This window comes from Micromonospora parva (assembly GCF_000718515.1).
GTDB classification, from domain to species: domain Bacteria; phylum Actinomycetota; class Actinomycetes; order Mycobacteriales; family Micromonosporaceae; genus Micromonospora; species Micromonospora parva.
On record NZ_JNZS01000007.1, the window covers coordinates 219,226 to 241,973 of the forward strand.

Consider the following 22,748-nt stretch of genomic DNA (forward strand, 5'->3'; position numbering starts at 1 on the left):
GCGGACCGGTCCGCACTGTCCGGACGACCGTCAGACGGTGGTACGCGACCATTGCTGGTTCGCGCCGGTGTTGCACGTGTACTGCTTGAGGACCACCCCGTCCGCTGTCGACGCGGCCGGTACGTCCACGCACTTGTTGCTGTGTCGTGCCCGCAGTTGGAAGTAGCCGCCGTTGGTGACCAGCTGGAACTGCTGGTTGGTGCCGCCGCCGCAGGTGTACTGGATGAGTTCGGCGCCGTCGGCGGTCGACGCGCCCACCACATCGAGGCACTTTCCGCTGTGCCGGCTGATGATGCGCCAGTAGCCACTGCCGGCGTCCTGGAACTGCCACTGCTGCCACGCGTTGCCGCCGTACGTGTACTGGCCGACGCGCGCGCCGTTGTCGGTGTTCGGTTGCTGGACGTCCATGGCCTTGCCGCTGTGCCGCGCGGTGATCCGGTAGAACGTTCCCGTCGCCGGCGGAGGCGTGGTGGGGCCGCCGCCGATGGTGTCGCCCCACGCGTACCGGATCTGGTCCGCGCCGGAGGTGTTGCGGATGCTCAGGTTGAGGTCGGTGCCGGTGCCGCTGAGGGCGAACATCGAGTACCAGTCGTAGCCGATGGTGCCGGGCTTGCCGCCGAGCGCCGGCCAGTAGGTGCCACCCATCTGGTTGTCCCGCATGACCTGCGCCATGGCGCGGATGTGGCGCACGAAGTTGTCGGTGCTTCCCGCGTCGGCGTAGTTGCGGCCGTCGTTCATGGGTGCGCCGAACTCGGTCGCGACCGCACGGGAGGCGCAGTTGCCCAGGCGGGTCTGGATGTGGCTGCGGAACGCGTCGTAGGTCATCGCGCCGTAGAAGAAGGCGTAGTGGTGGAAGGACAGCAGGGTCGAGGTGAAGCGGCTGTCGTTGCAGATGTCGCGCAGGTCCTGGCTGAAGCCGGTGCCGCCGATCAGCACCCGGCTGGGCACCGCCGAATAGTGGTAGCTGAGCCAGTTCGCCGCCACGGTGCGCCACTCGGCAGAGCTGTATCCGTGCGGTTCGTTCATCGGCTCGAAGTAGACGTTGGTGTTCGAGCCGTACGTGTTCGTGACGGTGGACCACATCGCGTTCCAGGCGGCGAGGTTCGTGATCCTGCCGCCGGAGGCCGCGCCGTCCTCCCAGTAGGCGAGGATGACTTTGAATCCACGGGCGGTGGCGGCGTCGATGGCACCTCGGTACGCCTCCCACCACGCCGTCCCCACCGTGTGGGTGTTGATGGGCAGCCGGACGGTGTTGACGCCCATGGCGGACGCCATGTCGTCGTAGAGGGCGTTGGCCTTGGCCCGCACCGTCGCGTTGCTGTCGGACGAGCTCAGGCCCTGCACGACCAGCGGCCCGGTGCTGAAGTTGTCACCCAGAACCGCCCAGTTCATGCCTCGGAACTGGTTGGTGGCCGCGGTGGCCGGCGATGACGCGACCACGACGCCGACCAGCACGGTCAGCGCGGCCAGCAGGGCGGACAACACCCGTCGATGTGGTGCCACAGTCGAAACTCCTTGAACAGGGACCAGGGTCAGCTGGTCACGCGGAAGGTGGCGTCGGCGCGGCTCTGCGCGTCGGTGACCGGGTCGAGCCGCAGCAGGTAGGCGTAGTGCCGGAGGTAGCGGTCCGGGTGGCTGTAGGACTGGAACGACGTCCACGAGGAGTTGGCCAGGCCGGCGACCTGGCGGAAGGTGGCGTCGGCGGCGAAGGCGGCACTGCCGTCGTTGGCTTCCAACCGGAAGTCGAACCCGTAGTGGCGCAGGTAGTAGCCCGGGTAGTTGACCGACTGGATGGCGACCGTGCCGGAGCCGACCAGGCCGGGCACCAGCCGCCACTGGCCGTCCTGCGCCGGGCTGACGTTCGGGTCGATGCGGACGTCGTAGTCGTAGTGCCGCACGTACCGATCCTGGAAGTTGTACGACTGGATCCGGTTGACAGCGGTGGCGGGCCAGCGGGCGAGCACCCGGCTCTGTTCCGCGGCGGTCAGGTTCAGAATCGAACCGTGCCGCTTCTTGGTGCCGCCCATGGCGTACGAGCCGGACGCCGGCAGTCGGTAGCTGCCCGGACTCGACGGGTCGGTGGTCAGCACCGGCAGGTAGCCGCGTCCGCTGGCGTACTGGTCGAGGTAGAGCACCCACTCGTTGCGGCTGTTCACCTTCATCCACATCGGGCCCTCGACCTGTGCGCCGGTCAGCCCGATGCCGGAGAGGTTCCCGAGGGCGGTCCAGGTGCCGAGGATGGAGTTGCTGCCTTCGATGGCGATCTGGCCGTCGCGGGAGGCCCGGACGTAGCGGTAGCCGCCGACGCCGGCCGGCACCTCGACGATCTGGGTGTCGATGATCTCTTGGTTCCCGGGCCGGTTGATGTAGACCTGCGGTGTGGTGACGCTGCGGAAGTTGGCCGTACGCGCGTAGTAGATGCGGTGCTTGGTCGCGCCGTTGAGCGGGACATTCGTCGCCCAGTAGAGGACGTAGTCGCCGGTGGCCGGGTTCCAGATCGCCTCCGGGGCCCAGGCGTTGCGTCCGTCCGGAATCGCACCGGCGACGTTCAGCAGCCACGGCGTCGACCAGTTGACCAGGTCGGTGGACTCCCACACGACGAGGTTGCGGCTGCCGTTGTTGATCGCCGTCGACCAGTCCTGACCACAGCCGATACACAGGTCGGTGGCGATGATCCAGTAGCGGTCGCCGGCCGGCGAGCGGACCAGGGCCGGGTCCCGCACGCCCCGGGTGCCGACGGTGGACCGCAGCACGAGCCCGCCGTTGTTGAGGTCGGTCCAGCGCAGGCCGTCGGTGCTGTGGGCGAGGTAGATCTGCTGGTCGGTCGAGGACTCACCGGTGAAGTGCGCCATCAGGTAGCCGACGGTCGGGTCGAGCGCTGCCGCCTCCTTCGGTGTCGCCGCTGACCAGGTGGTGAACAGCAGGCTCGCGGCCACCGCGACCGCGCAGAGCCGGGCGAGGACTCTCGACATGTGTCTTTCTCCTTCGCGCAGGGGCGTACGGGTCAGCTAGAGGGTCGGCAGGACAGGCCGGACGGTGCCGTCGGCGTTGAACTCCATCCGGTCGATGGCGGTCTCCCGGTTGGTGCCGTTGCCGGCCGGCACGGCGAAGCGGTGGTAGGCGATGTACCAGGTGTCGGTGCCGGGTGCCCGGACCACGGAGTGGTGGCCGGTGCCCTTGACGCCGGCCTCGAGCCGTTTCTGCAGCACCACGCCGCGCCTGGTCCAGGGCCCCAGCGGTGCGGGGCCGGTGGCGTACGCGACCCGGTAGTCCTCGCTGCGGGTGTCGTTCTCCGACCACATGAAGTAATAGAGCCCGTTGCGCTTGAACACGAACGGCGCCTCGTTGTAGCCCGACGGCGTGATGACCCGCGCCTGCGCTGCGTCGAAGGAGGTCATGTCGGGGTTCAGCCGCACCGCCCGCGCGACGCCCTGGCCCCAGTACAGGTAGGACTGCCCGTCGTCGTCGGTGAACACCATCGGGTCGATCGCCTGCCCGCCCGAGAACTGGTCGCTGCGGACAAGCGGTCGGCCCAGCGCGTCACGGAACGGCCCGGTGGGGCTGTCGGCCACCGCCACGCCCAGTTGTTTGGCGGTGTTGCCGCTGGCCGCGCCGCCACTGAAGTACAGGTAGTAGCGGCCGTTGGCGTTGGCCACCGCGGGCGCCCAGGCCGAGTTGTCCGCCCAGGACACGTCCGGACCGTGGTCGAGGATCACGCCGTGGTCGGTCCAGTTGACCAGGTCGGTGGAGGAGAACGCCTTGTAGTAGGTGCCGGCCCAGCTCGCGTAGCCGTCGGTGGTCGGGTACAGGTAGTAGCGGCCGTTGAAGACGGCGAGGTGCGGGTCGGCGAAGAGGCCCGGGATCACCGGGCCCCTGGTCGTTCTGGGCGCCCACGGCGCGACGAGGCGGAAGGAGCTGTCCGCCCGGAACGCGGCAGTGTCCTGGTAGGCGTCGAGCCAGAGGGCGAAGTCGCGGTGCCGGATCCGCCGGGTCGGATAGTTGTACGAGACGAGCGCCGCCGATCCGCTGACCGAGCCGTCCGTCGCGCAGAAGGTGGCGTCGGCCCGGAACGTCGCGTCGCCGGTGTTCGGGTCGACCCGGAGCCGGTAGTCGCGGTGCCGCAGGAACATGCCCGTCCTGGTCTGGAACGAGTAGCAGGTCGGCGACGCCAGACCGTTGACCACGGTGAAGGTGGCGTCAAGCTTCACCTGGTTGGCGCTGCTGGAGCTCACCGGGTCGAGCTGACCGAGATAGTCGATGTGCCGCACGTACCGTCCGGCTTGGTTCACGGCCTCCAGCGAGACGGTGCCGGTCGGCAGGGTGGCGGCATGCGCCGGTCCGTCGGCCACCACCACGACAGCCGCCGCGGCCACTGTGGACAGCACGAGGAGGGCACGCAGCCGCATGCTCGATGCTCCCGACAGGGACCCTGCCATCCGTCGTGGAACCACGGGCACGACCCCTCTCCGCAAGATCATCTATGTTAGCGTTAACAACATCAGGCCGTGTCCAGGTTCGGACTTTTGAAGGCTTCAGCGGTGGGGTGACGTGCCCGGACGGGACACCACTGGGGCGCAGGCCGCCACGACACAATGTGTTCGGTTCGTTAAGGTCGCGTTGCGGACAAGTGTTAGCGATCGCAACTACCAGTGTCAAGGCATCGACTGCCGTCGCTCCCCCGCCCGGCCACCGCTGGCTCAGGCAGCCGCTGCCGGCGTACCGCAGATTGTTGGCCGCGACGACGCGCGCGGCCGCCGTGTCGCCGGAGGTGGCCACGGCGCTGTGACAAATCGCCCACGCCTCGGGCCGCCGAATCCCACGGCCGATCCCTACAGTCGGACCCATGAGCACCGACGACGGCGTGCGGGCCTGGCTGCGCCGGCATGGGGCCGAACAGATCGCCCATCCCGGTGGCACCCTGTACGCCCACCTCTGTCGAGTCAGCGAACGGCTCGCCGTGCTCGGCCGCAGCCGTGACGTGCAAGCCGCGGGCCTCACCCACGCCGTCTACGGCACCGACGGGTTCGACCGCACCCTGCTTGATCGGGCCGATCGGGCCGTACTGCGGGATCTCGTGGGCACCGATGCCGAGGAGCTTGTCTATCTGTACGGTGCCTGCGACCGTGGACGCAGCTGGCGGGAGCTGGCCAGGACCGGCGAGGTCTTCGACCGCTTCACGCGCCAGGTGCGGACGCCGGATGACTGTCAACTTCGGTCGCTGGTGGACCTGAGCATCGTCAACGAGTTGGACGTCGTCGAGCACGATCCTGCGATGCTAAACCGGCACGGGGCCTACTTCCGGGAACTGTTCGCCTCGTGGACCCCCATCGCCTCGGAGCAGGTCATCCGCGAAGCGCAGCGGGTCTTGTGGCCGTGACCCCTGAACCGTCGCATCCGGCAGCACGGGCGTTTGGCCGCGTACGGGTGCGAGCCGGCAGCTTCGATCCCTTCACCCCGGCGGCTGCCGACCCGGAAACTGATTGCCACTCGTCGGTGTCACGCCGAGGATCAGTCGATGCTCAGTGACCAGGCGACCCCCGATTTCTCGATCAAACCCACGCTCACCGGCGAACGGGTGATCCTGCGTCCCTTCGTCGACGACGACCTGGACACCTTCCGGGCGGCGGTGGCCGACCCCGAGGTGGCCCGGCTGACCGGCAGCCCGGCAGACGACGCCCCCGACGAGGAGCGGATGCGTTCCTGGTACGGCAGCCGCAACGCGCAGACCGACCGACTCGACCTGGCGGTCGTCGACCGCGCCAGCGGGGCCTGCGTCGGCGAGGTGGTGCTCAACAACTGGGATCCGGGCAACCGGAACTGCAACTTCCGCACGCTGCTGACCGCCGCCGGCCGCGACCGCGGCCTGGGCACCGAGGCGGTACGCCTGGTCGTCGGCCACGGTTTCGAGCGGCTCGGCCTGCACCGCATCTCGCTGGAGGTGTTCGCCTTCAATCCCCGGGCCCGCCGGGTGTACGAGAAGGTCGGCTTCGTCGCCGAGGGTGTGCTGCGGCAGGTCCTGCGCGACGGCGACGACTGGGTCGATGCCACGGTGATGTCGATCCTCGCGCCCGAGTGGGCGGCGCACCGGGGGTATCCGGAGCGCTGAGGGGCGCGGTGGCGCGGCTACGCGAAGGTGAGGTCGCCGGTTCGGGCGCGTTTGAGCTCGGAGAAGGAGCGGCAGCCGGCGAGCAGGCGGGCACCGTCGAAGACGCGGACGGCTTCTTCACCACGAGGGATCGAGGTCAGCACGGGGCCGAAGAAGGCCACGTCGTCGATGACGACCGTCGGGGTGCCGAGGTCCTCGCCCACCAGCTGCTGCGCGCGAGCGGTGCTGGCCCGCAGGTGCGGGTCGAGGTCGCTGCGCCGGGCGGCGTCGGCGAGGTCGGCGGGCAGGCCCGCTTCGGCCAGGGCCTGCGGGACGACGGTGTCGAAGTCCTTGTCGCCGCCGTCGTGGATCCGGCGGCCGAGCGCCGGGTACAGCAGCGCGAGGGCGGCGGCGCCGTGTTGCTCGGCCGCCGCCACGCAGACCCTGGCCGGCTCCCACGCCCGGTCGTTGAATTCGCGGTACCACGGCTCCAGGTCGCGATGCTCGTTGATCACCGAGAGGCTCATCACCTCGAACCGCAGGGTGAGCGGCCGCATCTTCGCGACCTCCATGAGCCAGCGTGAGGTGATCCAGGCGAACGGGCAGGACGGATCCACGTAGGTGGTGGCTACCGGAGCGGACGTTGACGTCACGTTATCTTCCACGGAAGACAATTTATCTTCCCCGGAAGGTAAGATGCAACAGTGGATGACGACCGGATCGCCGACATCGTCGGCCAGTGGGGTCGCGAACGACCAGACCTCGACCCCACTCCGCTGCTGATCATCGGTCGCATCCAACAGTTGGCCGCCGCGCTCGACGCGGCCCTGCGACCGCCGTTCGCCGCCGCGGACCTCGGCAACGGCGACTTCGACGTGCTCGCGGCGCTGCGCCGCGAGGGCGAGCCGTACACGCTCACCCCGGGGCAGTTGAGCCAACGGATGCTCGTCACCACCGGGGCGGTAACCAAACGGGTGGACCGACTGATCGCCCGCGGACTCGTGTCCCGCTCGGTCTCCACGGCCGACGCGCGCGGCAGAGTGGTCGGACTGACTCCGGCGGGTGTGGAATTGACCGACCGGCTCATCGAGGAGCACCTGGCCAACGAGGCGTCCATTCTTCGCGGCCTCACCGACAGCGACCGAAAGGGCCTCGAGCGCCTGTTGGCGGCGATCGATCGGAACCTGGCCTCCCCGGATCGCGGCCCCGAGGGCGGCAGCCCGACCGGCTGACGACCACGGTCGTGATCGACCAGCCACGGACTACCATTCCGCCATGAACGACACCAGCCACGGCGTACACATCAGGGGTGGCAGCCCCGCCGACGCGCCTGCCGTCCTGGCCATGCTGGACTCCGCGGTGGCCTGGATGAACGACCGGGGCAACACCGAGCAGTGGGGCACGACGCCGTTCTCCACGCAGCCCGCGCGGGTCGAGCAGGTCGATCGGTACCTGACCGAGAACGCCCCGTTCATCGCGGAGTTGGATGGAACGCCGGCCGCAGCGATGGTGCTGGGCTCGGGGCCCGACCCGCGGATACCGATCACGCCCTCGGACGAACCCGAGCGGTACGTCCGCCTGCTGGTCTCCGACCGGCGGTTCGCCGGCCGGAACCTCGGGTCGGCCCTGCTGGCACACGCCGTGCAGGAGACCCGGCGAGCCGGCGTGCGGTTGCTGCGGGTCGACTGCTGGGCGGGCGGCGGCGGCGAGCTGGTGGCGTTCTACGAGCGCCAGGGGTTCACCCGCACCGAAACCTTCCTGTTCGGCTCCTGGCCCGGGCAGGTGCTGGCCCAGCGGGTCGGTTGAGCCCGCATTCATTCCGGAATACCGCGCCGTCGGGCGCTCGACGCCCGGTGACGCCACGCCGACCGCATGGAGGACCCAGACGTGGAATTCGAGGCACCGCGCGAACTGGCGCAGCGTAAGCGGGACACCCTCGCTCGCCTCGAACACGATCTGGACGCGTGGGTCGCCTCGGCGGACCGGGAGGGCAACCCCTACCTGGTGCCGCTCTCGTTTCTCTGGGACAGCACCGCCCTCACCCTGGCCACCGCCGAGTCCAGCCCGACCGCCCGTAATCTGCGAGCCTCCGGGCGGGTGCGGATGTCGCTCGGCACGACGCGCGACGTGGTTCTCATCGACGGCACCGTCGAGACGTTCACCCGCGACACCGTGCCGGTCGAGCTGGCCGACGCGTTCGCCGCGAGACTCTGGGACGCGCGGGTCGGCGCAACCCGGTACGCGTACCTGCGGGTGACACCTCGGCGGATTCAGACGTGGCGGGAGGAGAACGAGATCGCCGGTCGTGACCTGATGCGTGATGGTCACTGGCTGGTCTGACGGGCCGCGCGCAGACACCGCGACGGCGGCTCCGACAGATGGAAAGCCCGCCATTTCTGCTCAGGCGGTCGCCAGTCGGACCATGAACTGGCAGCCGTCGGGGGTGTTGCGTACCTCGACCCGACCTCCATGTGCCTCCACCAGGCCACGAACGATGGCCAGGCCGAGCCCTCCGGACGCCCCACCGTCGCCGGGGCCGGGGGTGCGGGCCGGTTCACCACGGAACGCGATGTCGAACAGCCGGGGCAGGTCGTCCGGGGGAATTCCGCCACAGGTGTCGGCGACCGACAGCCAGGCCTGGTCCTCCTCTCGGCCTGCTTCGATGCGTACGGTGCCGTCGGCCGGGGTGTAGCGGACCGCGTTGAGCAGCAGGTTGGCCACGACCCGAGCCAGTTCGGGTTCGCTCGCGGCGACCGTCGGCCACCCCGACTCGCTGGCGATCAACGTGATTCGGCGAGCCTCGGCCAGCGGGACGGTGCTGGCCAACGCGTCCGAGACCACCTCGCCGAGCGGTACCGCCGTCAACGACAACCGCAGCGCTCCCGCGTTGATCCGGGACAGCTCGAACAGGTCGTCGACGAGCCGGGTCATCCGGTCGGTCTCCACGCGGATGCGTCGGTGGTACTCGTCGACAGTGTCCGGATCGCGAACCACCCGGTCCTCCAGCGCCTCCGCCATCGCCCGTAGCCCGGCCAGCGGGGTCCGCAGGTCGTGTGAGACCCAGGCGACCAGGTCGCGCCGGCCCTTCTCCAGTTGCCGTTCCCGCTCCCGGGCCTGGTCGCGCCAGACCGCGGCGCGGGCCAGCCGGCGGCCGAAGTGCCCGCCGACGGCGAGACTGACCACCGCCGCCGCCGCGACGGTGATCAGGACAACCTCGCTGTCGTGTGTGGAGAGGAACATCGCCTCCGCGACCGCCATCACCCCGACGGCGACGGCGACAACGGTGGTGGTGAGCAGCACGCTGAGATGCACGGTGATCGAACTGCGGCGGAGGGCGCGGAGCAGCACCGCGCCGGCGAGCCCGATACCGAGCGCCGCGCCGAGGGCGATCGCGAAGATCAGGAGTACGTCACGCATCGGCCGGCTCGTAGCGGTAGCCGACGCCCCAGACGGTCACGATCCGCTGCGGATCGGCCGGGTTGGTCTCGATCTTCTCCCGCAGGCGGCGTACGTGCACTGTCACTGTCGAGTGGTCCCCGAAGTTCCAGCCCCAGACCTGCTCGAGAAGCTCGGCCCGGCCGAACACCCGGGACGGATGCCGCATGAGGTGCACGAGCAGGTCGAATTCCCGCAGCGTCAGAGCCAGATCGGTGCCCCCGAGGCGGGCGGTTCGGGACGTGGTGTGCACCACCAGGTCGCCGTCGGTGAGCGCCTCCGGCCGCTCGGCTGGCGGGTGACCGCCGGCGCGGCGAAGCACCGACCGGACCCGCAACACCAGTTCCCGGGGAGAGAAGGGCTTGGTGAGGTAGTCGTCAGCGCCGAGTTGCAGCCCGAGGATGCGATCGGCCTCGTCACCGCGGGCGGTCAGCATGACGATCGGTACGCCGTCGGGTCGTACCCGCAACGCCCGGCACACCTCCAGGCCGTTGATCCGGGGCAGCATCAGGTCGAGCACCACCAGGTCGGGTGCCTGACGCTCCACCGCCGCCAGCGCTGCCGCGCCATCCGCCGCGAGGCTCACCTGGAAGCCGTCGTTCTCGAGGTAACGACGAATGACGTCGCTCACGGTCTGGTCGTCGTCGACCACCAGCACGCGCTGTGTCACGAACCATCCCCGTTCCGACCGGTCGCCGTCGCCCCTCGGATGCCCATCGGCCCAGCGTAGCCACGCACCCGGGCCCGCCCGCACCGGCAAACCTTGCGAGGTTCTTACGGCTGGGCGCGCAGACCCGAGCGGGCCGGCCCGCTGTCATACGGTGACCGGAATGCGGATACTTGTCACCGGTGCGGCCGGGTTCATCGGTTCCCACGTCGCCGACCTGCTCACCGAGGACGGGCACGAGGTGGTGGCCGTGGACGCGTTGCTGCCCGAGGCGCACGGCGCGAGCGCACCGTCCTGGACCGAGCGGCACGACCTGGCGGTCGGTGACGTGCGGGACGTCGAGCTGCTGACCCGGCTGCTGGCCGGCGTCGACGCGGTCTGCCATCAGGCGGCCATGGTCGGCCACGGCCTCGACCCGGCCGACGCCCCCCGGTACGCCGCGCACAACGACCTCGGCACGGCCACCCTCCTCGCCGCGATGCACGCCACCGGGGTACGCCGACTGGTACTGGCCAGTTCGATGGTCGTCTACGGGGAGGGTCGCTACCACTGCCCCGCCCACGGGGTCGTCCGGCCTACCGGCCGTCGCGCCGACGACCTGGCCGAGGGCCGCTACGAGCCGACCTGCCCGCGCTGCGACCGGTCGCTCTCCCCCGGTCTCGTGCCCGAGGACGCGCCGTTGGAGCCGCGGAGCACGTACGCCGCCACCAAGCTGGCCCAGGAACACCTCGCCGGCGCGTGGGCCCGGCAGACCGGTGGATCGGTCTGGGCCCTGCGCTACCACAATGTCTACGGTCCGCGAATGCCACGTGACACCCCGTACTCGGGGGTCGCGTCGATCTTCCGGTCGGCCCTGGCCGGCGGGCGACCGCCCCGGGTCCTGGAGGACGGCCGGCAACGGCGCGACTTCGTGCACGTGAGCGATGTGGCCGCCGCCAACCTGCTGGCCCTGACCACACCGGCACCGGATCCGCTGACGCCGGTCAACGTCTGCTCGGGCGAACCGCACACCGTCGGCGAGCTGGCCCACGAGCTGGCCGTGGCGATGGGCGGCCCATCGCCGGTCACCGTCGGCGGCGGACGGGCGGCGGACGTGCGGCACGTCGTGGCCGACCCGGCCCGCGCCACCCGGCTGCTCGGCTTCACCGCCCGGGTCGGCTTCGCCGCCGGCATCGCCGACTTCACCACCGCGGTGATGCGGGAGCCGGCGTCGGTCACGACACCGTCCACAGTAGGTGGTTGACGGCGAGGGCGGTGGCGGCCTGGGCCGCCAACCACCACCGGCGGTGGCGGGTGGGCAGGTGCGCGGTGGCGACCAGCAACCAGACGGCGAACGGTAGCCAGATCCGCTCCACCTCGGCCTTGCTGAGCCCGGACAGGTCCGCGGCGAGCACCGCTGCGGCCGCCGCGACGGGCAGCCACACGGTGGGTCCGGCGCCGGTGATCCGCCGTCGGAGGGCCGCCGCGCCCGATGGTCGGATCGTCACGGCGGCCACCGCCCGGCGCACCGCCGGCCCGAGCACCGGGCCGGCCGAGAGCAGCAGAGCGGCGAGGTTCGCCCAGACCCAGTAGCCGTACGGACGTTCCGCCGCCCAACCCTGGTAGTAACGACGTGCCACCAGGTGGTAGCCGTCCAGCCACCAGAAGCCGGCGACGGTGAACACGGCGACGACGACCGCGACCGCCGTCGCCGCGACCAGCAGCACACCGGGGCGGTCCCGCGCCCGGAGCAGCACCACCGCCAACGCGAGCAACCCCACCAGGACGAACCCGTACGACAGGTAGAGCGCGAAGCCGAGGAGCAACCCGCCGAGCGCGGCCGCTGGCCGGCCACCCACCGCCAGCAGCGCCAGCCCGGCCGCGACCACCGCGGTGAAGATCCCGTCCGCTGAAGCGCCCACCCAGACCGCCCCCGGGAAGAGCACCAGGAACGGCCACACCGCCCGAGCCGCGTCCTCGACACCGAGCGCCCGCAACGCCACCGGAACCGTCACGGCGACAGTGGCGCCGAGCACCACGCAGGCGAGCCCGGCCGCCGTCCCGCCACCCAGGCCGACCCGCTCCAACCAGACGAAGACCAGCAACGCCCCCGGTGGATGACCGGCGGTGTGGGTGGACCACGAGTCGGGCTGGAAGTCGAGGATCCGGTCGGCGAAGCCGGACAGCAGGACGCCGACATCCGTCACCCCGGGCACCTCGTGCAAATACTCGGCCTGCACGGTGAGCCGCTCGGTCAACCCCGCGGACCAGCCGTCCACCAGGGCCAGCGACAGCGTCCAGAGCACCGCGGCGAGGTAGCCGACGACCAGCAGCCGATGCCACGGCAGGTCGGTTGCCCAGCGCGTGCCCCGCCAGACGACCAGCGCGGCGACGAGCAGCGCGGCGGGGGTGCCGGGCCCCAGGTGCGGCTGCCAGGAGGCGTAGAGCGGCGCCGTGTCGGCGTGCAGCCGTACGCCCTGGTGGTTGAGCAACGCGCCGACGCAGACGGCAACGGCGAGCAGTGCCACCTCGGCACCGAGGACGATCAGGTCGGCGGACCGGGGTCGTCCCGGCCGGGTCATCATGGTCATGGTGACGGCCGACGGTACGACCTGCGACCAGGCAACCGACAGCCGGACGGCGAGACGTCAGAGAGTCGTAAGGAGTCGTTGGCGGGTAAGCGATTCGTAAGGAGCCACAGCGCTCCGGACCGCCCGTGGCGGGCCTAGCGTCGCCGGTATGCACACAACGATCGACGTGGTGCTGCCCTGTCTGGACGAGGCGGCCGCGCTCCCTGCCGTACTGGGCGGGCTACCGTCCGGCTACCGCGCCATCGTGGTCGACAACGGCTCCACTGACGGTTCGCCGGCCGTCGCCGCCGAGCACGGCGCCCAGGTTGTCCACGAACCGCGACGCGGGTACGGCGCGGCAGTGCACACCGGTCTGCTGGCGGCGCGGGCGGAGCTGGTCTGCGTGCTCGACGCGGACGGCTCGTTCGATCCGGCCGAGTTGCCCCGGCTCGTCGCGGCGGTGCTCGACGGTCGGGCCGATCTCGCCGTCGGGCGGCGTCGGCCGGTCTCGGCGGACGCCTGGCCGTGGCATGCCCGCACCGGGAACGCGCTGGTCGCCGCGCTGCTGCGGCGTCGTGGCGTGCCGGTGTCCGACATCAGCCCGATCCGGGTGGCCCGCCGGGCGGCGCTGCTGGGGCTCGGCGTCAACGATCGCGCGTTCGGCTACCCCTTGGAGCTGCTGCTCCGCGCGGCCGGGGCGGGCTGGCGGATCATCGAACTGGACGTGGGGTACGCACCCCGGGCCGTCGGCACCAGATCGAAGGTCTCCGGGTCGGTCCGGGGCACGTTACGGGCGACCCGGGACTTCGCCGGGGTGCTGCGCGCGGACGCCGGCGGTGCCCGGTGAACGTCCTGCTCGTGGTCGCGAAGGCACCGGTTGCCGGGCTGGCCAAGACGCGCCTCTGCCCGCCCGCTGATCCCACCCAGGCGGCCCGGGTCGCGGCGGCGTCGCTGTTGGACACCCTCGCGGCGGTGCGCGCCACCGCGTCGACCATTCCCGTGCTGGCCCACACCGGTCGGTTCGCCGACGCCGAGTACGGCGCGGAACTGACCGCCGCCTTGCGGGGTTGGCACCTGCTCGACCAGCGCGGCGGCACGTTCGCCGACCGCCTCGCGAACGCCCACGCCGACACCGCCGAGGCGTTTCCCGGCCGACCGGTGCTGCAGATCGGCATGGACACGCCGCAGATCCGCCCGGCCCTGCTCAGCACCGCGCTGCAGCGGCTCGCCACGCACGAGGCGGTGTTCGGGCCGGCGCTCGACGGCGGTTGGTGGGCACTCGGGCTGCGCGACCCGTCGTACGCGAGCGGGTTGCGCGAGGTTCCCATGTCGACGGCGGACACCGGTCGCCGCACCCTCACCGCTCTGCGCGGGCGCGGTCTGCACCCGGCGATCCTGCCCGTTCAGCGCGATGTCGACGAGTGGTCGGCAGCGCTGGCGGTCGCGGCCGACCTGCCCGGCACCCGGTTCGCGGAGGCCGTCGGGTCGGTGGGCGGCCACCTGACGAGCGGACGCCCCCGGTGAACGCGACGATCAGCCTCGACGGTTTCGACGTGGCGCTGGGCCGGCCCGACGGGTGGCCCGCCGACAGTGACCCGGGCGGTACCCCGGTCGGCCCGCTGCCCGCGGCCCGACCCGAGCACTGGCTGGTGCACACCGACGGGCGGCGTGACCTGTTGCCGGTGCGGCGCTGGCACGGCCCGCCCGAACCGGCGGTCGAGTCCGTCGCCGCCCGCTGCACCGGACCCACGATCGATCTCGGCTGCGGCCCCGGCCGGTTGACCAGGGCGCTCGCCCAGCGAGGTCTCGTCGCCCTCGGTGTGGACATCTCCGCCGAGGCGGTACGCCTCACCCAGGGCAGGGGCGTGATCGCCCTGCGCCGGGACGTCTTCGCGCCACTGCCCGGCGAGGGGAGATGGGCACACGCCCTGCTCATCGACGGCAACATCGGCATCGGTGGTGACCCGGTCCGACTGCTGCGCCGCTGCGGCGCCCTGATCGCGGCCGACGGAACACTGATGGTGGAGGTGGAACCCCCGGGCGCCGGGCTGTGGCGGGGACAGGCGTACGTCCTGTCCGGGCGCTCCGGTGAACGGGAGCTGCGGGGGTCGGCGTTTCGGTGGGCGCGGGTCGGGGCGGAGGCGGTGGCGCGTACCGCCGACGCCGCCGGCCTGCGGGTCGCGGACCGTTTCCGGTGCGGCCCCCGCTGGTTCGCCGAGCTGGCCCGCGCATGATCCGCCGAGCACGCATCCCCGCGCCGGAGGACTTCACCGCGTCGTCACACTCCCCGCTGGTCGCCGCCCGGCTCGGCCTCTGGCTCGGGGTGGCGTTCGGGCTGTGTTTCGGCACCGGACTGCTCAGCCACTACATCCAGCACCCACCGGGCTGGTTCAGCTGGCCGACCCGACCGGTCAACCTCTACCGGATCACGCAGGGCGTGCACGTGCTCTCCGGTGTCGCGGCGATCCCGTTGCTGCTGGCCAAACTGTGGAGCGTCTACCCGCGACTGTTCGTCCGTCCGCCAGTGCGCCAGCCGATCCGGCTCTCCGCCCACGCCCTCGAACGGATCTCCGTCCTGGTGCTGGTGTGCGCCGCGTTCTTCGAACTGGTCACCGGCCTGTTCAACGTCGCCCAGTCGTACCCGTGGGGGTTCTTCTTCCCGACGGCGCACTACGCGGTCGCCTGGTTGGTGGCGGGCGCGGTGCTGCTGCACGTCGCGGTGAAGCTTCCGGTCGCCCGCGCGGCGCTGAAGACGCCACTGCGGCGCAACGCCCCGGTGGCCGCCATGACACCCGGGTCTGACGACTCGGTTGAGCGACGCGCGTTCCTGCGGACGTCGGCGGGGGTCGCCGGCATCGCCGTGCTGGCCACCGCCGGGGTCACCGTGCCGTGGCTGCGTCGGGTGTCGCCGTTGGCGTGGCGCTCCGCCGCCGGGCCGCAGGGCGTTCCGATCAACCGGACGGCGGCGGCCGCGCGCATCGTCGTTCCACCTCACTGGCGACTGGAGATCGTCTGGCCGGGTGGACGACGCACAGTGTCCCTGCCCGAGCTGGCGGCCCTGCCCCCACGCACGGCGCACCTGCCGATCGCCTGCGTCGAGGGTTGGAGCGCCTCGGCCCACTGGACCGGCGTGCCCGTCGTGCAGTTGCTCCGGTGGGCCGGCGCGCCCACCGGCCGACCGGTTCGGTTCACCTCACTGGAAACCGAGGGCCTGTACGCGGCGAGCACGCTCCCCGCCGCCCACGCCAGCGACCCGCTGACACTGCTCGCGCTGAGAATCAACGGCGAACAACTCTCCCCCGACCATGGTTACCCCTGCCGGCTCATCGCCCCGAGCCGCCCTGGCGTCCTGCAGACCAAGTGGGTGGCCCGGCTGGAGGTGTGGCGGTGAGGGCCGTCCGGCTGCTCCTGTTCGTGCTCGGCGCCGCGGCCACGGCGTACGGCGGTTGGCTGCTCCTCCCCCAGCTCGGCACCGCCCTGCCGTGGCTGATCGGCGGCCCGGCGCTGCACGACGCCCTGGTGGCACCGCTGGTCGGGCTCGTCGGGTTGGCGCTGGGCCGCCTGGTGACCGACCGGCGACGCCGGGCCTGGATCGCCGCCGGCCTGCTGGCCAGCGCCACGTTGCTGCTGATCGCGGTGCCGCTGCTGTGGCGACCGCCGTCGGCGCCGCCGAACCCGGGCCTGCCGGACCGCGACTACCCGCTGGGGCTCGCCGTCGGGCTGGCTGTCGTCTGGGCCGCGATCGCGATCGTGCTGGTCGTCGCCACCGCTGTCGACCGGCGCGTCACGCATCGACGAAGCGACAGTCGCTGAACCCGCCCCACGTGTTTCTGCCATCCGTCGCCCAGGAGGGTCACCCCCATGTCTGCAGCAGAGATCAGCCCGACCGATGGCGCGCCGGTCGGCGTGATCGGCGGTTCCGGTTTCTACGAGTTCCTCGACGACGTCGCCGAGGTCACCGTCGACACACCGTACGGAGCGCCCAGCGACCTGCTGTCCGTCGGGAGTCTCGCCGGACGGCCGGTGGTGTTCCTGCCCCGCCACGGACGCCGGCACACGCTCCCTCCTCAGCGCATCAACTACCGGGCCAACCTGTGGGCGCTGCGCGCACTCGGCGTCCGCCAGGTGCTCGCGCCGGGCGCCGTGGGCGGTCTGCGCCCGGAGCTGGGCCCCGGCACCCTCGTCGTACCGGACCAACTGGTCGACCGGACCAGCGGCCGCGAGCAGACCTACTACGACGGACGGGCCGGCGCGGACGGGCAACTCCCCCCGGTCGTGCACGTGCCCTTCGCCGACCCCTACTGCCCGGTCGGGCGGGCCACGGTGGTGGACGCCGCCCGCACCACCGGTTGGCAGCCGGTCGACGGCGGCACCATGGTCGTCATCGAGGGGCCCCGGTTCTCCACCCGCGCCGAATCGCAGTGGTACGGCCGGGAGGGCTGGTCGGTCGTCGGCATGACCGGTCATCCCGAGGCGGTGCTGGCACGTGAGCTGGCACTGTGTTACACCGCGCTGTCACTGGTGACCGACCTCGACTCGGGCGTCGAGGTCGGACAGGGGGTGACGCAGCAGGAGGTGTTCACCGTCTTCGCCCGGAACGTCGATCGGCTGCGCGTCCTGCTCGGCGAGGCGGTGAAACTGTTGCCGGCGGGGCAGGGGGCGTGCCCGTGCGGCCAGGCTCTGGCGGATACCCCGTCGTAAGAGTTCCGAAAGGGTTCGCGACGCGTTCGACGACATGCGCGGCCGTACGCTGCGGGGGTGGGAAAACGGATGTTCCGGTCGCCGGTGGTCCGGGCTGGTCTCGCCGCAGCTGTCGTCGTGGCGGTGCTGGCCCTCTACTGGTTCCAGCCGTGGAAGCTGGTCACCGACACCTACGTCGACGAGGCGTTGCCCGGGGTGACGCCGGCATCGGCCGCCCCGATCCCGTCGTCCCCGACCCCCGCGGCCTCGGCAGCCGCCCCGGCGGCGAACGAGATCCTGACCGTCGGCGAGTTCGTCACCCATGAGCACCGCACGACCGGCACGGCCGAGATCCACCGGCGCGCCGACGGGCGCCACCAGCTCGTCATTCGGGAGCTGAACACGTCGAACGGTCCCGACCTGCGGGTGTGGCTGACCGACCAACCCGTCCTGCCGGGCACTGCCGGCTGGCGGGTGTTCGACGACGGCGAATGGGTCGAGCTGGCCAGGCTCAAGGGCAACAAGGGCAACCAGGTGTACGAGCTACCAGCATCGGTTGATCCACGCGACTTCCGGAGCGTCTCCATCTGGTGCAAGCGATTCGCGGTCTCGTTCGGCGCGGCCGAGCTCACGCGCGCCTGACCGCTGTCACCGCAGGCGCAACGCACCGGACACGGCATTGACATCTTTCACTGTCCGTTCTAGCGTCTGAGCGAATCGATTCGACGGCCGACTGGTCCCGCGTGGGCGGCGAGACCACTGGCGGAAACCTGTGTCGATGAGCCGGCCGGGATCCCGTGGACACATCACATCCGCTGGGTTTCTTCCGGGGCGAACGCGGTCGGCGCGGGTGACCCGGTCTGTCGTGGCGGTGTGCGGGTGGCCCCGCGGACCCCCTTTCCATCAGTTCGTGCCGAGTGGCGGGAGCCCCTTCATGACAAGACGTAGACCCATCCTTGGTCTTCTTGCGACGGCGGCGGCCGTCGTCGTGACCGTCAGCGCGGCGGCGCTCGCCGGTGGCGTGCGCACCACGGCGTCGGCAGCGGAGATCGGAGCAGCCGCGGCGACCGCCGGGTGCGGCAAGGCCCCCACGTTGACCAGCGGCCAACGGTCCATCCAGAGCAGCGGCCAGAACCGCAGTTTCATCCTGAGGATCCCGGACAACTACGACCGCAACCACGCGTACCGGTTGATCTTCGGATTCCACTGGAACGGCGGCACCGCCAACGACGTCGACGGCGGCGGGTCCGACGGGGCGGCCTGGTCCTACTACGGGCTGCGGCAGCAGGCCAACAACAGCACCATCTTCGTCGCCCCGCAGGGCAACGGCAACGGCTGGGCCAACCCCGGCGGCCAGGACGTCACCTTCGTCGACGACATGATCAGGGTGATCGAGGCGGACCTCTGTGTCGACACCACGCAACGCTTCGCGCTCGGCTTCAGCTACGGCGGCGGCATGAGTTACTCCCTCGCCTGTTCCCGGCCCACCGTCTTCCGCGCTGTCGCGGTCTACTCCGGCGGGCAGCTCAGCGGATGCAGCGGCGGCACCCAGCCGGTCGCGTACATGGGAATCCATGGCATCGGGGACCCGGTGCTCAACGTGTCCGCCGGACGGTCGCTACGCGACACGTTCGTGCGCAACAACGGGTGCACCGCACAGAACCCACCCGAGCCGAGGGCGGGCAGCCTGACCCACATCACCACCACCTACTCCGGCTGCCGGGCCGGCTATCCGGTGGTCTGGGCCGCCTTCGACGGCGGGCACACCCCCGGCCCGGTGGACGGCGGCGGGGACAGCGGCGCCAGGACCTGGACCAAGGGCGAGGTGTGGAAGTTCTTCACCCAGTTCGGTAGCACCGACCCCACCACGCCACCGCCGACCACCCCGCCGCCGAGCGGCACGTCGGCCCTGCGCAACACGTCCTCCGGACGGTGCCTGGACGTCAACGGCGCCTCGCAGACCAACGGCGCGGCGGCGATCATCTGGGACTGCCACGGCCAGAGCAACCAGAGCTGGACCTCGACCGCCGCCCAGGAGCTGCGGGTCTTCGGCGGCAAGTGCCTCGACGTCAACGGCGCCGGCACCGCGAACGGCAGCTCCGTGATCATCTGGGACTGCAACGGCCAGTCCAACCAGAAGTGGCGGCTCAACGCCGACGGCTCGATCACCGGAGTTGGGTCGGGCCGGTGCCTGGACACGGTCGGCAACGGCACGGCCAACGGCACGCGCATCCAGATCTGGGACTGCACCGGCGCGGCCAACCAACGATGGAGCCGGAGCTGAGCCCGGTGAGGTTCCCGATGCTCACCCACGCACAAGGAGACTCAGTCGTGCCACTTCGCAAACACACCACGCCCTGGCCGGGGGCAGTCCTGGCCGTCCTGGTTCTGATCGCCGTCGGCATGTACGTCGTCACGACCGTCGCGCCGGCGGCAGCGGCCACCACTGCCGGCTGCGGCAAGGCACCCGGGCTGACCAGCGGCACCCACACCATCCAGAGCAGCGGAAAGAGCCGCAGCTTCATCCTCCGGTTGCCGGACAACTACAACAACACCTATGCCCACCGGCTGGCCTTCGGGTTCCACTGGTTGGGCGGCACCGCCAACCAGGTCGCCTCGGGCGGCACCGACGGGGCCGCCTGGGCCTACTACGGCATGCTCTCGCAGGCCAACAACAGCACGATCTTCGTCGCCCCGCAGGGCCTCAACAACGGCTGGGGCAACACCAACGGTGAAGACGTGACCTTCACCGACGACATGATCCGTGTGATCGACAACGCCCTCTGCGTCGACACCACCCAACGTTTCTCGGTCGGCTTCAGCTACGGCGGCGCGATGAGCTACTCGTTGGCGTGCTCCCGCCCGACGGTGTTCCGGGCGGTCGCCGCAATCGCCGCCCCGGGAGCGATCAGCGGATGCAGCGGCGGCACCCAACCGGTGGCGTACCTGGGGATTCACGGCATCAACGACAACATCGCCAGCGGACGGTCGCTGCGTGACAGGTTCGTCCGGAACAACGGCTGCGCCGCGCAGACCCCGCCGGAGCCGAGGGCGGGCAGCCTGACCCACATCACCACCGCCTACTCCTGCCAATCCGGATACCCGGTGCTCTGGGCGGCGTTCGACGGCGGCCACCAGCAGGGTCCGGTGGACGGGTGCGCCGGCTGCGAGAGCGGCGCGCGGAGCTGGGTCAAGCAGGAGGTGTGGCGGTTCTTCACCCAGTTCGGCTCCGACGTGCCGCCCACCACTCCCCCGCCGACGACCCCACCGGCCGGCCAGCAGAACGTGCTGATCGCGGGCGGCCAGTCCGGCCGGTGCATCGACATCCCCAACTCCAGCACCAGCAACGGCGTCCGCCCGCAACTGTGGGACTGCCACGGTGGGGCCAACCAACGGTGGACCCACACCGCCAACCGCACCCTGACCGTCTACGGCAACAAGTGCCTGGACGCCAGCGGAGCGGGCAGCAGCAACGGCACCGCGGTGATCATCTGGGACTGCAACGGCCAAGCCAACCAGCAGTGGAACGTGAACGCCAACGGCACCATCACCGGAGCCCAGTCGGGGCTGTGCCTCGACGCCATCGGTTCCGGCACCGCCAACGGGACGCAACTTCACCTCTGGGCCTGCCACGGCGGCGCCAACCAGCAGTGGAGCACGCGCACCTAGGGACTGTTTCCTAGGGGCGGGCGGGCCCGGTCAGCGCCACCGGACCGGGCCCGCGTCGGCCCGGATCCGGAACAGTGCGTACGGCTTGCGCCGCAGGTCTTGCCCGGGTTGGCACGTCGCCTGGTGGTGCGGTTGGTTGGCGGTGACGTACCGGTGCCCGTCGGCGGCCACGGACATGGTGTCGGGACCCAGCAGCCGAGGGTCGTGGACCACCGTCTCGTCATCGTCGTCGGCCGCTTTCCAAGCCGGCGGAGCCGGGGCGGCGGCTCACGCCTGCCCGGACGCTTCGGGTTGGCGTGGCATGGGCAATCCGTTACCGGTTGGTTCGCCACACCTGGCGGTCACCCGGTGTGTGCCGGGGCTCTTCGACGCGATGCTGGAGGCGGCCTCGGCAGCGGCCCATGAACACAACGCTGAAATCGACCACCACCGAGCGCGGATCCGGTGCGGTCTCCGCGAGGCGGACGGCCCGGCCGAGGGCCACCCGGTCATGTCGCATCGGTCGTGCAGCAGGAGCAGCCGGGCCCGCACCCACACGCGCCGGCATCGCTGTCGCCGGGCCCACCGGCCGCGGTGTCGGTCGGAGGGGTGGTCAGCGGGGCGACGCAGCAGGCATCGCCGCGCCACGCCTCCCGGCCTTCCTTGGCGGCGACGGCGGCGATCACCAGCGCGGCGATCGGGTCGGCCCAGGCCCAGCCGAACAGGCTGTTGACCCCGAGACCGACGAGCAGGACCGCGGACAGGTACGTGCACAGCAGGGTCTGCTTGGAGTCGGCGACCGCAGAGCGGGAGCCGAGTTCCCGGCCGGCGCGGCGCTGGGCGTACGAGAGCACTGGCATGATCGCCAGCGACAGCGCCGCGAGCACGAGGCCGGTGCGGGAGTGTTCGGCGTCGGGGCCGCCGGCCAACGCCCGTACCGACTCCACCGTCACGTAGATGGCGAGTGCGAAGAACGACACCGCGATGACCCGCAGCGCGACCTTTTCCCGGGCCTGCGGGTCGGGGCCGGCGAACTGCCAGGCCACCGCCGCCGCAGAGGACACCTCGATGATCGAGTCAAGGCCGAAGCCGATCAGCGCGGTCGACGACGCCATGGTGCCGGCGGTGATCGCCACCACCGCCTCGATGACGTTGTAGGTGATCGTGGCGGCGACCAGCAGCCGCACCCGGCGGGCGAGGACCTGGTGGCGGTCCGACGACGGCCCCGCGGGTGTCACGGTTCTCAGGGGCAGGGTCATCAGCAGCAACCCTTCTCAGCGGAGTCCGGGCACACGGCCGGGTCGACCGCCAAGACGAGGCCGAGCAGGTCGGCCAGGGCATGTGCCAGGCGAACGTCGGCCAACTCGTAGCGGGTCCGGCGGCCCTGCGGCACCGCGACCACCAGCCCGCAGCCACGCAGGCACGACAGGTGGTTCGACAGGTTCTGCCGGGTCGTGCCCAGCAGGTCGGCCAACTCGGCCGGATAGCCGGGCCCCTCCCGCAGCGCCAGCAGGAGCCGCGCCCGGGTCGGATCGGACAGGGCGTGGCCGAAGCGGGCCAGTACCTGCCCGTGCGTCAACGTCTCCATTCCGCAGATAGTACAGCCGAGGCTGTATCAAGCCGAGTCGCGTGCTCAGCCTTCCACGCCGGGGGCGGCGCCCAGGCCCACGACGTGTCGGTGGCG

General features: G+C 71.1%; 25 protein-coding genes. 15 read left to right on the forward strand and 10 right to left on the reverse strand.

What is annotated here, in order from left to right:
• Window positions 1-30 precede the first annotated feature (30 nt).
• The 3 genes from IF22_RS0110570 to IF22_RS33690 are packed head-to-tail and all read right to left on the reverse strand — an operon-like array spanning window position 31 to window position 4,406.
• A complete protein-coding gene (locus tag IF22_RS0110570; protein WP_036411157.1) occupies window positions 31-1,503 on the reverse strand; it encodes an RICIN domain-containing protein in 1,473 nt (490 codons plus the stop codon).
• Window positions 1,504-1,532: 29 nt separating this feature from the next.
• Window positions 1,533-2,972, reverse strand: coding sequence for a glycoside hydrolase family 43 protein (locus IF22_RS0110575; RefSeq protein WP_030330754.1), 1,440 nt, complete (start codon window positions 2,970-2,972; stop codon window positions 1,533-1,535).
• Between the two features lie 36 nt (window positions 2,973-3,008).
• A complete protein-coding gene (locus IF22_RS33690; RefSeq protein ID WP_051708304.1) occupies window positions 3,009-4,406 on the reverse strand; it encodes a family 43 glycosylhydrolase in 1,398 nt (465 codons plus the stop codon).
• A gap of 437 nt (window positions 4,407-4,843) precedes the next feature.
• Between IF22_RS33690 and IF22_RS0110585 the strand changes: the two genes are divergently transcribed.
• Together IF22_RS0110585 and IF22_RS0110590 are read left to right on the forward strand one after the other, a co-directional pair.
• Entirely contained in the window at window positions 4,844-5,377 is a 534-nt protein-coding gene (locus IF22_RS0110585; protein ID WP_030330757.1) for a DUF6817 domain-containing protein, read from the forward strand.
• A 138-nt stretch (window positions 5,378-5,515) separates the two neighbouring features.
• Window positions 5,516-6,106, forward strand: a complete 591-nt coding sequence (locus tag IF22_RS0110590; RefSeq protein WP_030330759.1) for a GNAT family N-acetyltransferase — start codon at window positions 5,516-5,518, stop codon at window positions 6,104-6,106.
• A gap of 17 nt (window positions 6,107-6,123) precedes the next feature.
• Here the strand turns inward: IF22_RS0110590 and IF22_RS0110595 are convergent, their stop codons facing one another.
• A complete protein-coding gene (locus tag IF22_RS0110595; RefSeq protein ID WP_030330760.1) occupies window positions 6,124-6,738 on the reverse strand; it encodes a mycothiol-dependent nitroreductase Rv2466c family protein in 615 nt (204 codons plus the stop codon).
• Between the two features lie 51 nt (window positions 6,739-6,789).
• On the opposite strand from IF22_RS0110595, the gene IF22_RS0110600 reads away from it, so the two are divergent.
• The 3 genes from IF22_RS0110600 (at window position 6,790) to IF22_RS0110610 (ending at window position 8,425) form a co-directional block, all read left to right on the forward strand.
• A complete protein-coding gene (locus tag IF22_RS0110600; protein WP_036411159.1) occupies window positions 6,790-7,317 on the forward strand; it encodes a MarR family winged helix-turn-helix transcriptional regulator in 528 nt (175 codons plus the stop codon).
• Between the two features lie 43 nt (window positions 7,318-7,360).
• Complete coding sequence (locus IF22_RS0110605) at window positions 7,361-7,891, forward strand: GNAT family N-acetyltransferase (RefSeq protein WP_030330764.1); 531 nt, start codon at window positions 7,361-7,363, stop codon at window positions 7,889-7,891.
• A gap of 81 nt (window positions 7,892-7,972) precedes the next feature.
• Window positions 7,973-8,425, forward strand: a complete 453-nt coding sequence (locus IF22_RS0110610; RefSeq protein WP_245233592.1) for a pyridoxamine 5'-phosphate oxidase family protein — start codon at window positions 7,973-7,975, stop codon at window positions 8,423-8,425.
• 60 nt (window positions 8,426-8,485) lie between these two features.
• On the opposite strand, the gene IF22_RS0110615 is transcribed toward IF22_RS0110610, so the two are convergent.
• Window positions 8,486-9,502 (reverse strand): sensor histidine kinase, encoded by a 1,017-nt coding sequence (locus tag IF22_RS0110615; RefSeq protein ID WP_030330768.1) that lies wholly within the window; start codon window positions 9,500-9,502, stop codon window positions 8,486-8,488.
• Window positions 9,495-10,190 (reverse strand): response regulator transcription factor, encoded by a 696-nt coding sequence (locus IF22_RS0110620; protein WP_030330770.1) that lies wholly within the window; start codon window positions 10,188-10,190, stop codon window positions 9,495-9,497. Before IF22_RS0110620 ends, IF22_RS0110615 begins: the two co-directional genes overlap by 8 nt.
• Before the next feature lie 160 nt (window positions 10,191-10,350).
• Between IF22_RS0110620 and IF22_RS0110625 the strand changes: the two genes are divergently transcribed.
• Window positions 10,351-11,430, forward strand: coding sequence for an NAD-dependent epimerase/dehydratase family protein (locus IF22_RS0110625; RefSeq protein WP_030330772.1), 1,080 nt, complete (start codon window positions 10,351-10,353; stop codon window positions 11,428-11,430).
• Here the strand turns inward: IF22_RS0110625 and IF22_RS0110630 are convergent.
• Window positions 11,402-12,757 (reverse strand): hypothetical protein, encoded by a 1,356-nt coding sequence (locus IF22_RS0110630; protein WP_030330773.1) that lies wholly within the window; start codon window positions 12,755-12,757, stop codon window positions 11,402-11,404. The two genes, IF22_RS0110625 and IF22_RS0110630, sit on opposite strands and share 29 nt — an antisense overlap.
• A gap of 148 nt (window positions 12,758-12,905) precedes the next feature.
• Between IF22_RS0110630 and IF22_RS0110635 the strand changes: the two genes are divergently transcribed.
• The 9 genes from IF22_RS0110635 (at window position 12,906) to IF22_RS0110675 (ending at window position 21,085) form a co-directional block, all read left to right on the forward strand.
• Window positions 12,906-13,583 carry a glycosyltransferase family 2 protein gene (locus tag IF22_RS0110635; protein WP_030330775.1) on the forward strand — a complete coding sequence of 226 codons (678 nt, stop codon included), beginning with the start codon at window positions 12,906-12,908 and terminating at the stop codon, window positions 13,581-13,583.
• Window positions 13,580-14,260 carry a TIGR04282 family arsenosugar biosynthesis glycosyltransferase gene (locus IF22_RS0110640; protein ID WP_030330777.1) on the forward strand — a complete coding sequence of 227 codons (681 nt, stop codon included), beginning with the start codon at window positions 13,580-13,582 and terminating at the stop codon, window positions 14,258-14,260. The genes IF22_RS0110635 and IF22_RS0110640 overlap by 4 nt, the downstream gene beginning before the upstream one ends.
• On the forward strand, window positions 14,257-14,970 hold the full coding sequence (locus IF22_RS0110645) for a class I SAM-dependent methyltransferase (protein ID WP_387218454.1): 714 nt from the start codon (window positions 14,257-14,259) through the stop codon (window positions 14,968-14,970). Before IF22_RS0110640 ends, IF22_RS0110645 begins: the two co-directional genes overlap by 4 nt.
• Window positions 14,967-16,127: a molybdopterin-dependent oxidoreductase gene (locus IF22_RS0110650; RefSeq protein WP_030330781.1), complete on the forward strand. Its 1,161-nt coding sequence runs from the start codon at window positions 14,967-14,969 to the stop codon at window positions 16,125-16,127. Before IF22_RS0110645 ends, IF22_RS0110650 begins: the two co-directional genes overlap by 4 nt.
• Window positions 16,124-16,549, forward strand: a complete 426-nt coding sequence (locus tag IF22_RS0110655) for a hypothetical protein (RefSeq protein ID WP_036411220.1) — start codon at window positions 16,124-16,126, stop codon at window positions 16,547-16,549. Before IF22_RS0110650 ends, IF22_RS0110655 begins: the two co-directional genes overlap by 4 nt.
• Window positions 16,550-16,612: 63 nt before the next feature.
• A complete protein-coding gene (locus IF22_RS0110660) occupies window positions 16,613-17,437 on the forward strand; it encodes an S-methyl-5'-thioadenosine phosphorylase (protein ID WP_209444543.1) in 825 nt (274 codons plus the stop codon).
• 57 nt (window positions 17,438-17,494) lie between these two features.
• Window positions 17,495-18,058, forward strand: a complete 564-nt coding sequence (locus IF22_RS0110665) for a DM13 domain-containing protein (protein ID WP_245233593.1) — start codon at window positions 17,495-17,497, stop codon at window positions 18,056-18,058.
• Window positions 18,059-18,350: 292 nt separating this feature from the next.
• Complete coding sequence (locus IF22_RS0110670) at window positions 18,351-19,700, forward strand: RICIN domain-containing protein (RefSeq protein ID WP_030330789.1); 1,350 nt, start codon at window positions 18,351-18,353, stop codon at window positions 19,698-19,700.
• A 47-nt stretch (window positions 19,701-19,747) separates the two neighbouring features.
• A complete protein-coding gene (locus tag IF22_RS0110675) occupies window positions 19,748-21,085 on the forward strand; it encodes a ricin-type beta-trefoil lectin domain protein (RefSeq protein WP_036411161.1) in 1,338 nt (445 codons plus the stop codon).
• A 30-nt stretch (window positions 21,086-21,115) separates the two neighbouring features.
• Here the strand turns inward: IF22_RS0110675 and IF22_RS0110680 are convergent, their stop codons facing one another.
• From IF22_RS0110680 to IF22_RS0110695, 3 genes are all read right to left on the reverse strand, one after another.
• Window positions 21,116-21,298, reverse strand: coding sequence for a hypothetical protein (locus tag IF22_RS0110680; protein WP_030330793.1), 183 nt, complete (start codon window positions 21,296-21,298; stop codon window positions 21,116-21,118).
• A gap of 275 nt (window positions 21,299-21,573) precedes the next feature.
• Window positions 21,574-22,323: a cation efflux transmembrane domain-containing protein gene (locus IF22_RS0110690; RefSeq protein ID WP_030330795.1), complete on the reverse strand. Its 750-nt coding sequence runs from the start codon at window positions 22,321-22,323 to the stop codon at window positions 21,574-21,576.
• Window positions 22,323-22,652, reverse strand: coding sequence for an ArsR/SmtB family transcription factor (locus IF22_RS0110695; RefSeq protein WP_030330797.1), 330 nt, complete (start codon window positions 22,650-22,652; stop codon window positions 22,323-22,325). The genes IF22_RS0110690 and IF22_RS0110695 overlap by 1 nt, the downstream gene beginning before the upstream one ends.
• Between the last annotated feature and the right edge of the window lie 96 nt (window positions 22,653-22,748).

What these genes read in the sequence shown, in the direction of transcription:
- IF22_RS0110575 (WP_030330754.1), bottom strand. Translation starts at nt 2,972, where the DNA reads ATGTCGAGAGTCCTCGCCCGGCTCTGCGCGGTCGCGGTGGCCGCGAGC.
- IF22_RS33690 (WP_051708304.1), bottom strand. Translation starts at nt 4,406, where the DNA reads ATGCGGCTGCGTGCCCTCCTCGTGCTGTCCACAGTGGCCGCGGCGGCT.
- IF22_RS0110585 (WP_030330757.1), top strand. Translation starts at nt 4,844, where the DNA reads ATGAGCACCGACGACGGCGTGCGGGCCTGGCTGCGCCGGCATGGGGCC.
- IF22_RS0110590 (WP_030330759.1), top strand. Translation starts at nt 5,516, where the DNA reads ATGCTCAGTGACCAGGCGACCCCCGATTTCTCGATCAAACCCACGCTC.
- IF22_RS0110605 (WP_030330764.1), top strand. Translation starts at nt 7,361, where the DNA reads ATGAACGACACCAGCCACGGCGTACACATCAGGGGTGGCAGCCCCGCC.
- IF22_RS0110615 (WP_030330768.1), bottom strand. Translation starts at nt 9,502, where the DNA reads ATGCGTGACGTACTCCTGATCTTCGCGATCGCCCTCGGCGCGGCGCTC.
- IF22_RS0110625 (WP_030330772.1), top strand. Translation starts at nt 10,351, where the DNA reads ATGCGGATACTTGTCACCGGTGCGGCCGGGTTCATCGGTTCCCACGTC.
- IF22_RS0110630 (WP_030330773.1), bottom strand. Translation starts at nt 12,757, where the DNA reads ATGACCATGATGACCCGGCCGGGACGACCCCGGTCCGCCGACCTGATC.
- IF22_RS0110635 (WP_030330775.1), top strand. Translation starts at nt 12,906, where the DNA reads ATGCACACAACGATCGACGTGGTGCTGCCCTGTCTGGACGAGGCGGCC.
- IF22_RS0110650 (WP_030330781.1), top strand. Translation starts at nt 14,967, where the DNA reads ATGATCCGCCGAGCACGCATCCCCGCGCCGGAGGACTTCACCGCGTCG.
- IF22_RS0110670 (WP_030330789.1), top strand. Translation starts at nt 18,351, where the DNA reads ATGACAAGACGTAGACCCATCCTTGGTCTTCTTGCGACGGCGGCGGCC.
- IF22_RS0110690 (WP_030330795.1), bottom strand. Translation starts at nt 22,323, where the DNA reads ATGACCCTGCCCCTGAGAACCGTGACACCCGCGGGGCCGTCGTCGGAC.
- IF22_RS0110695 (WP_030330797.1), bottom strand. Translation starts at nt 22,652, where the DNA reads ATGGAGACGTTGACGCACGGGCAGGTACTGGCCCGCTTCGGCCACGCC.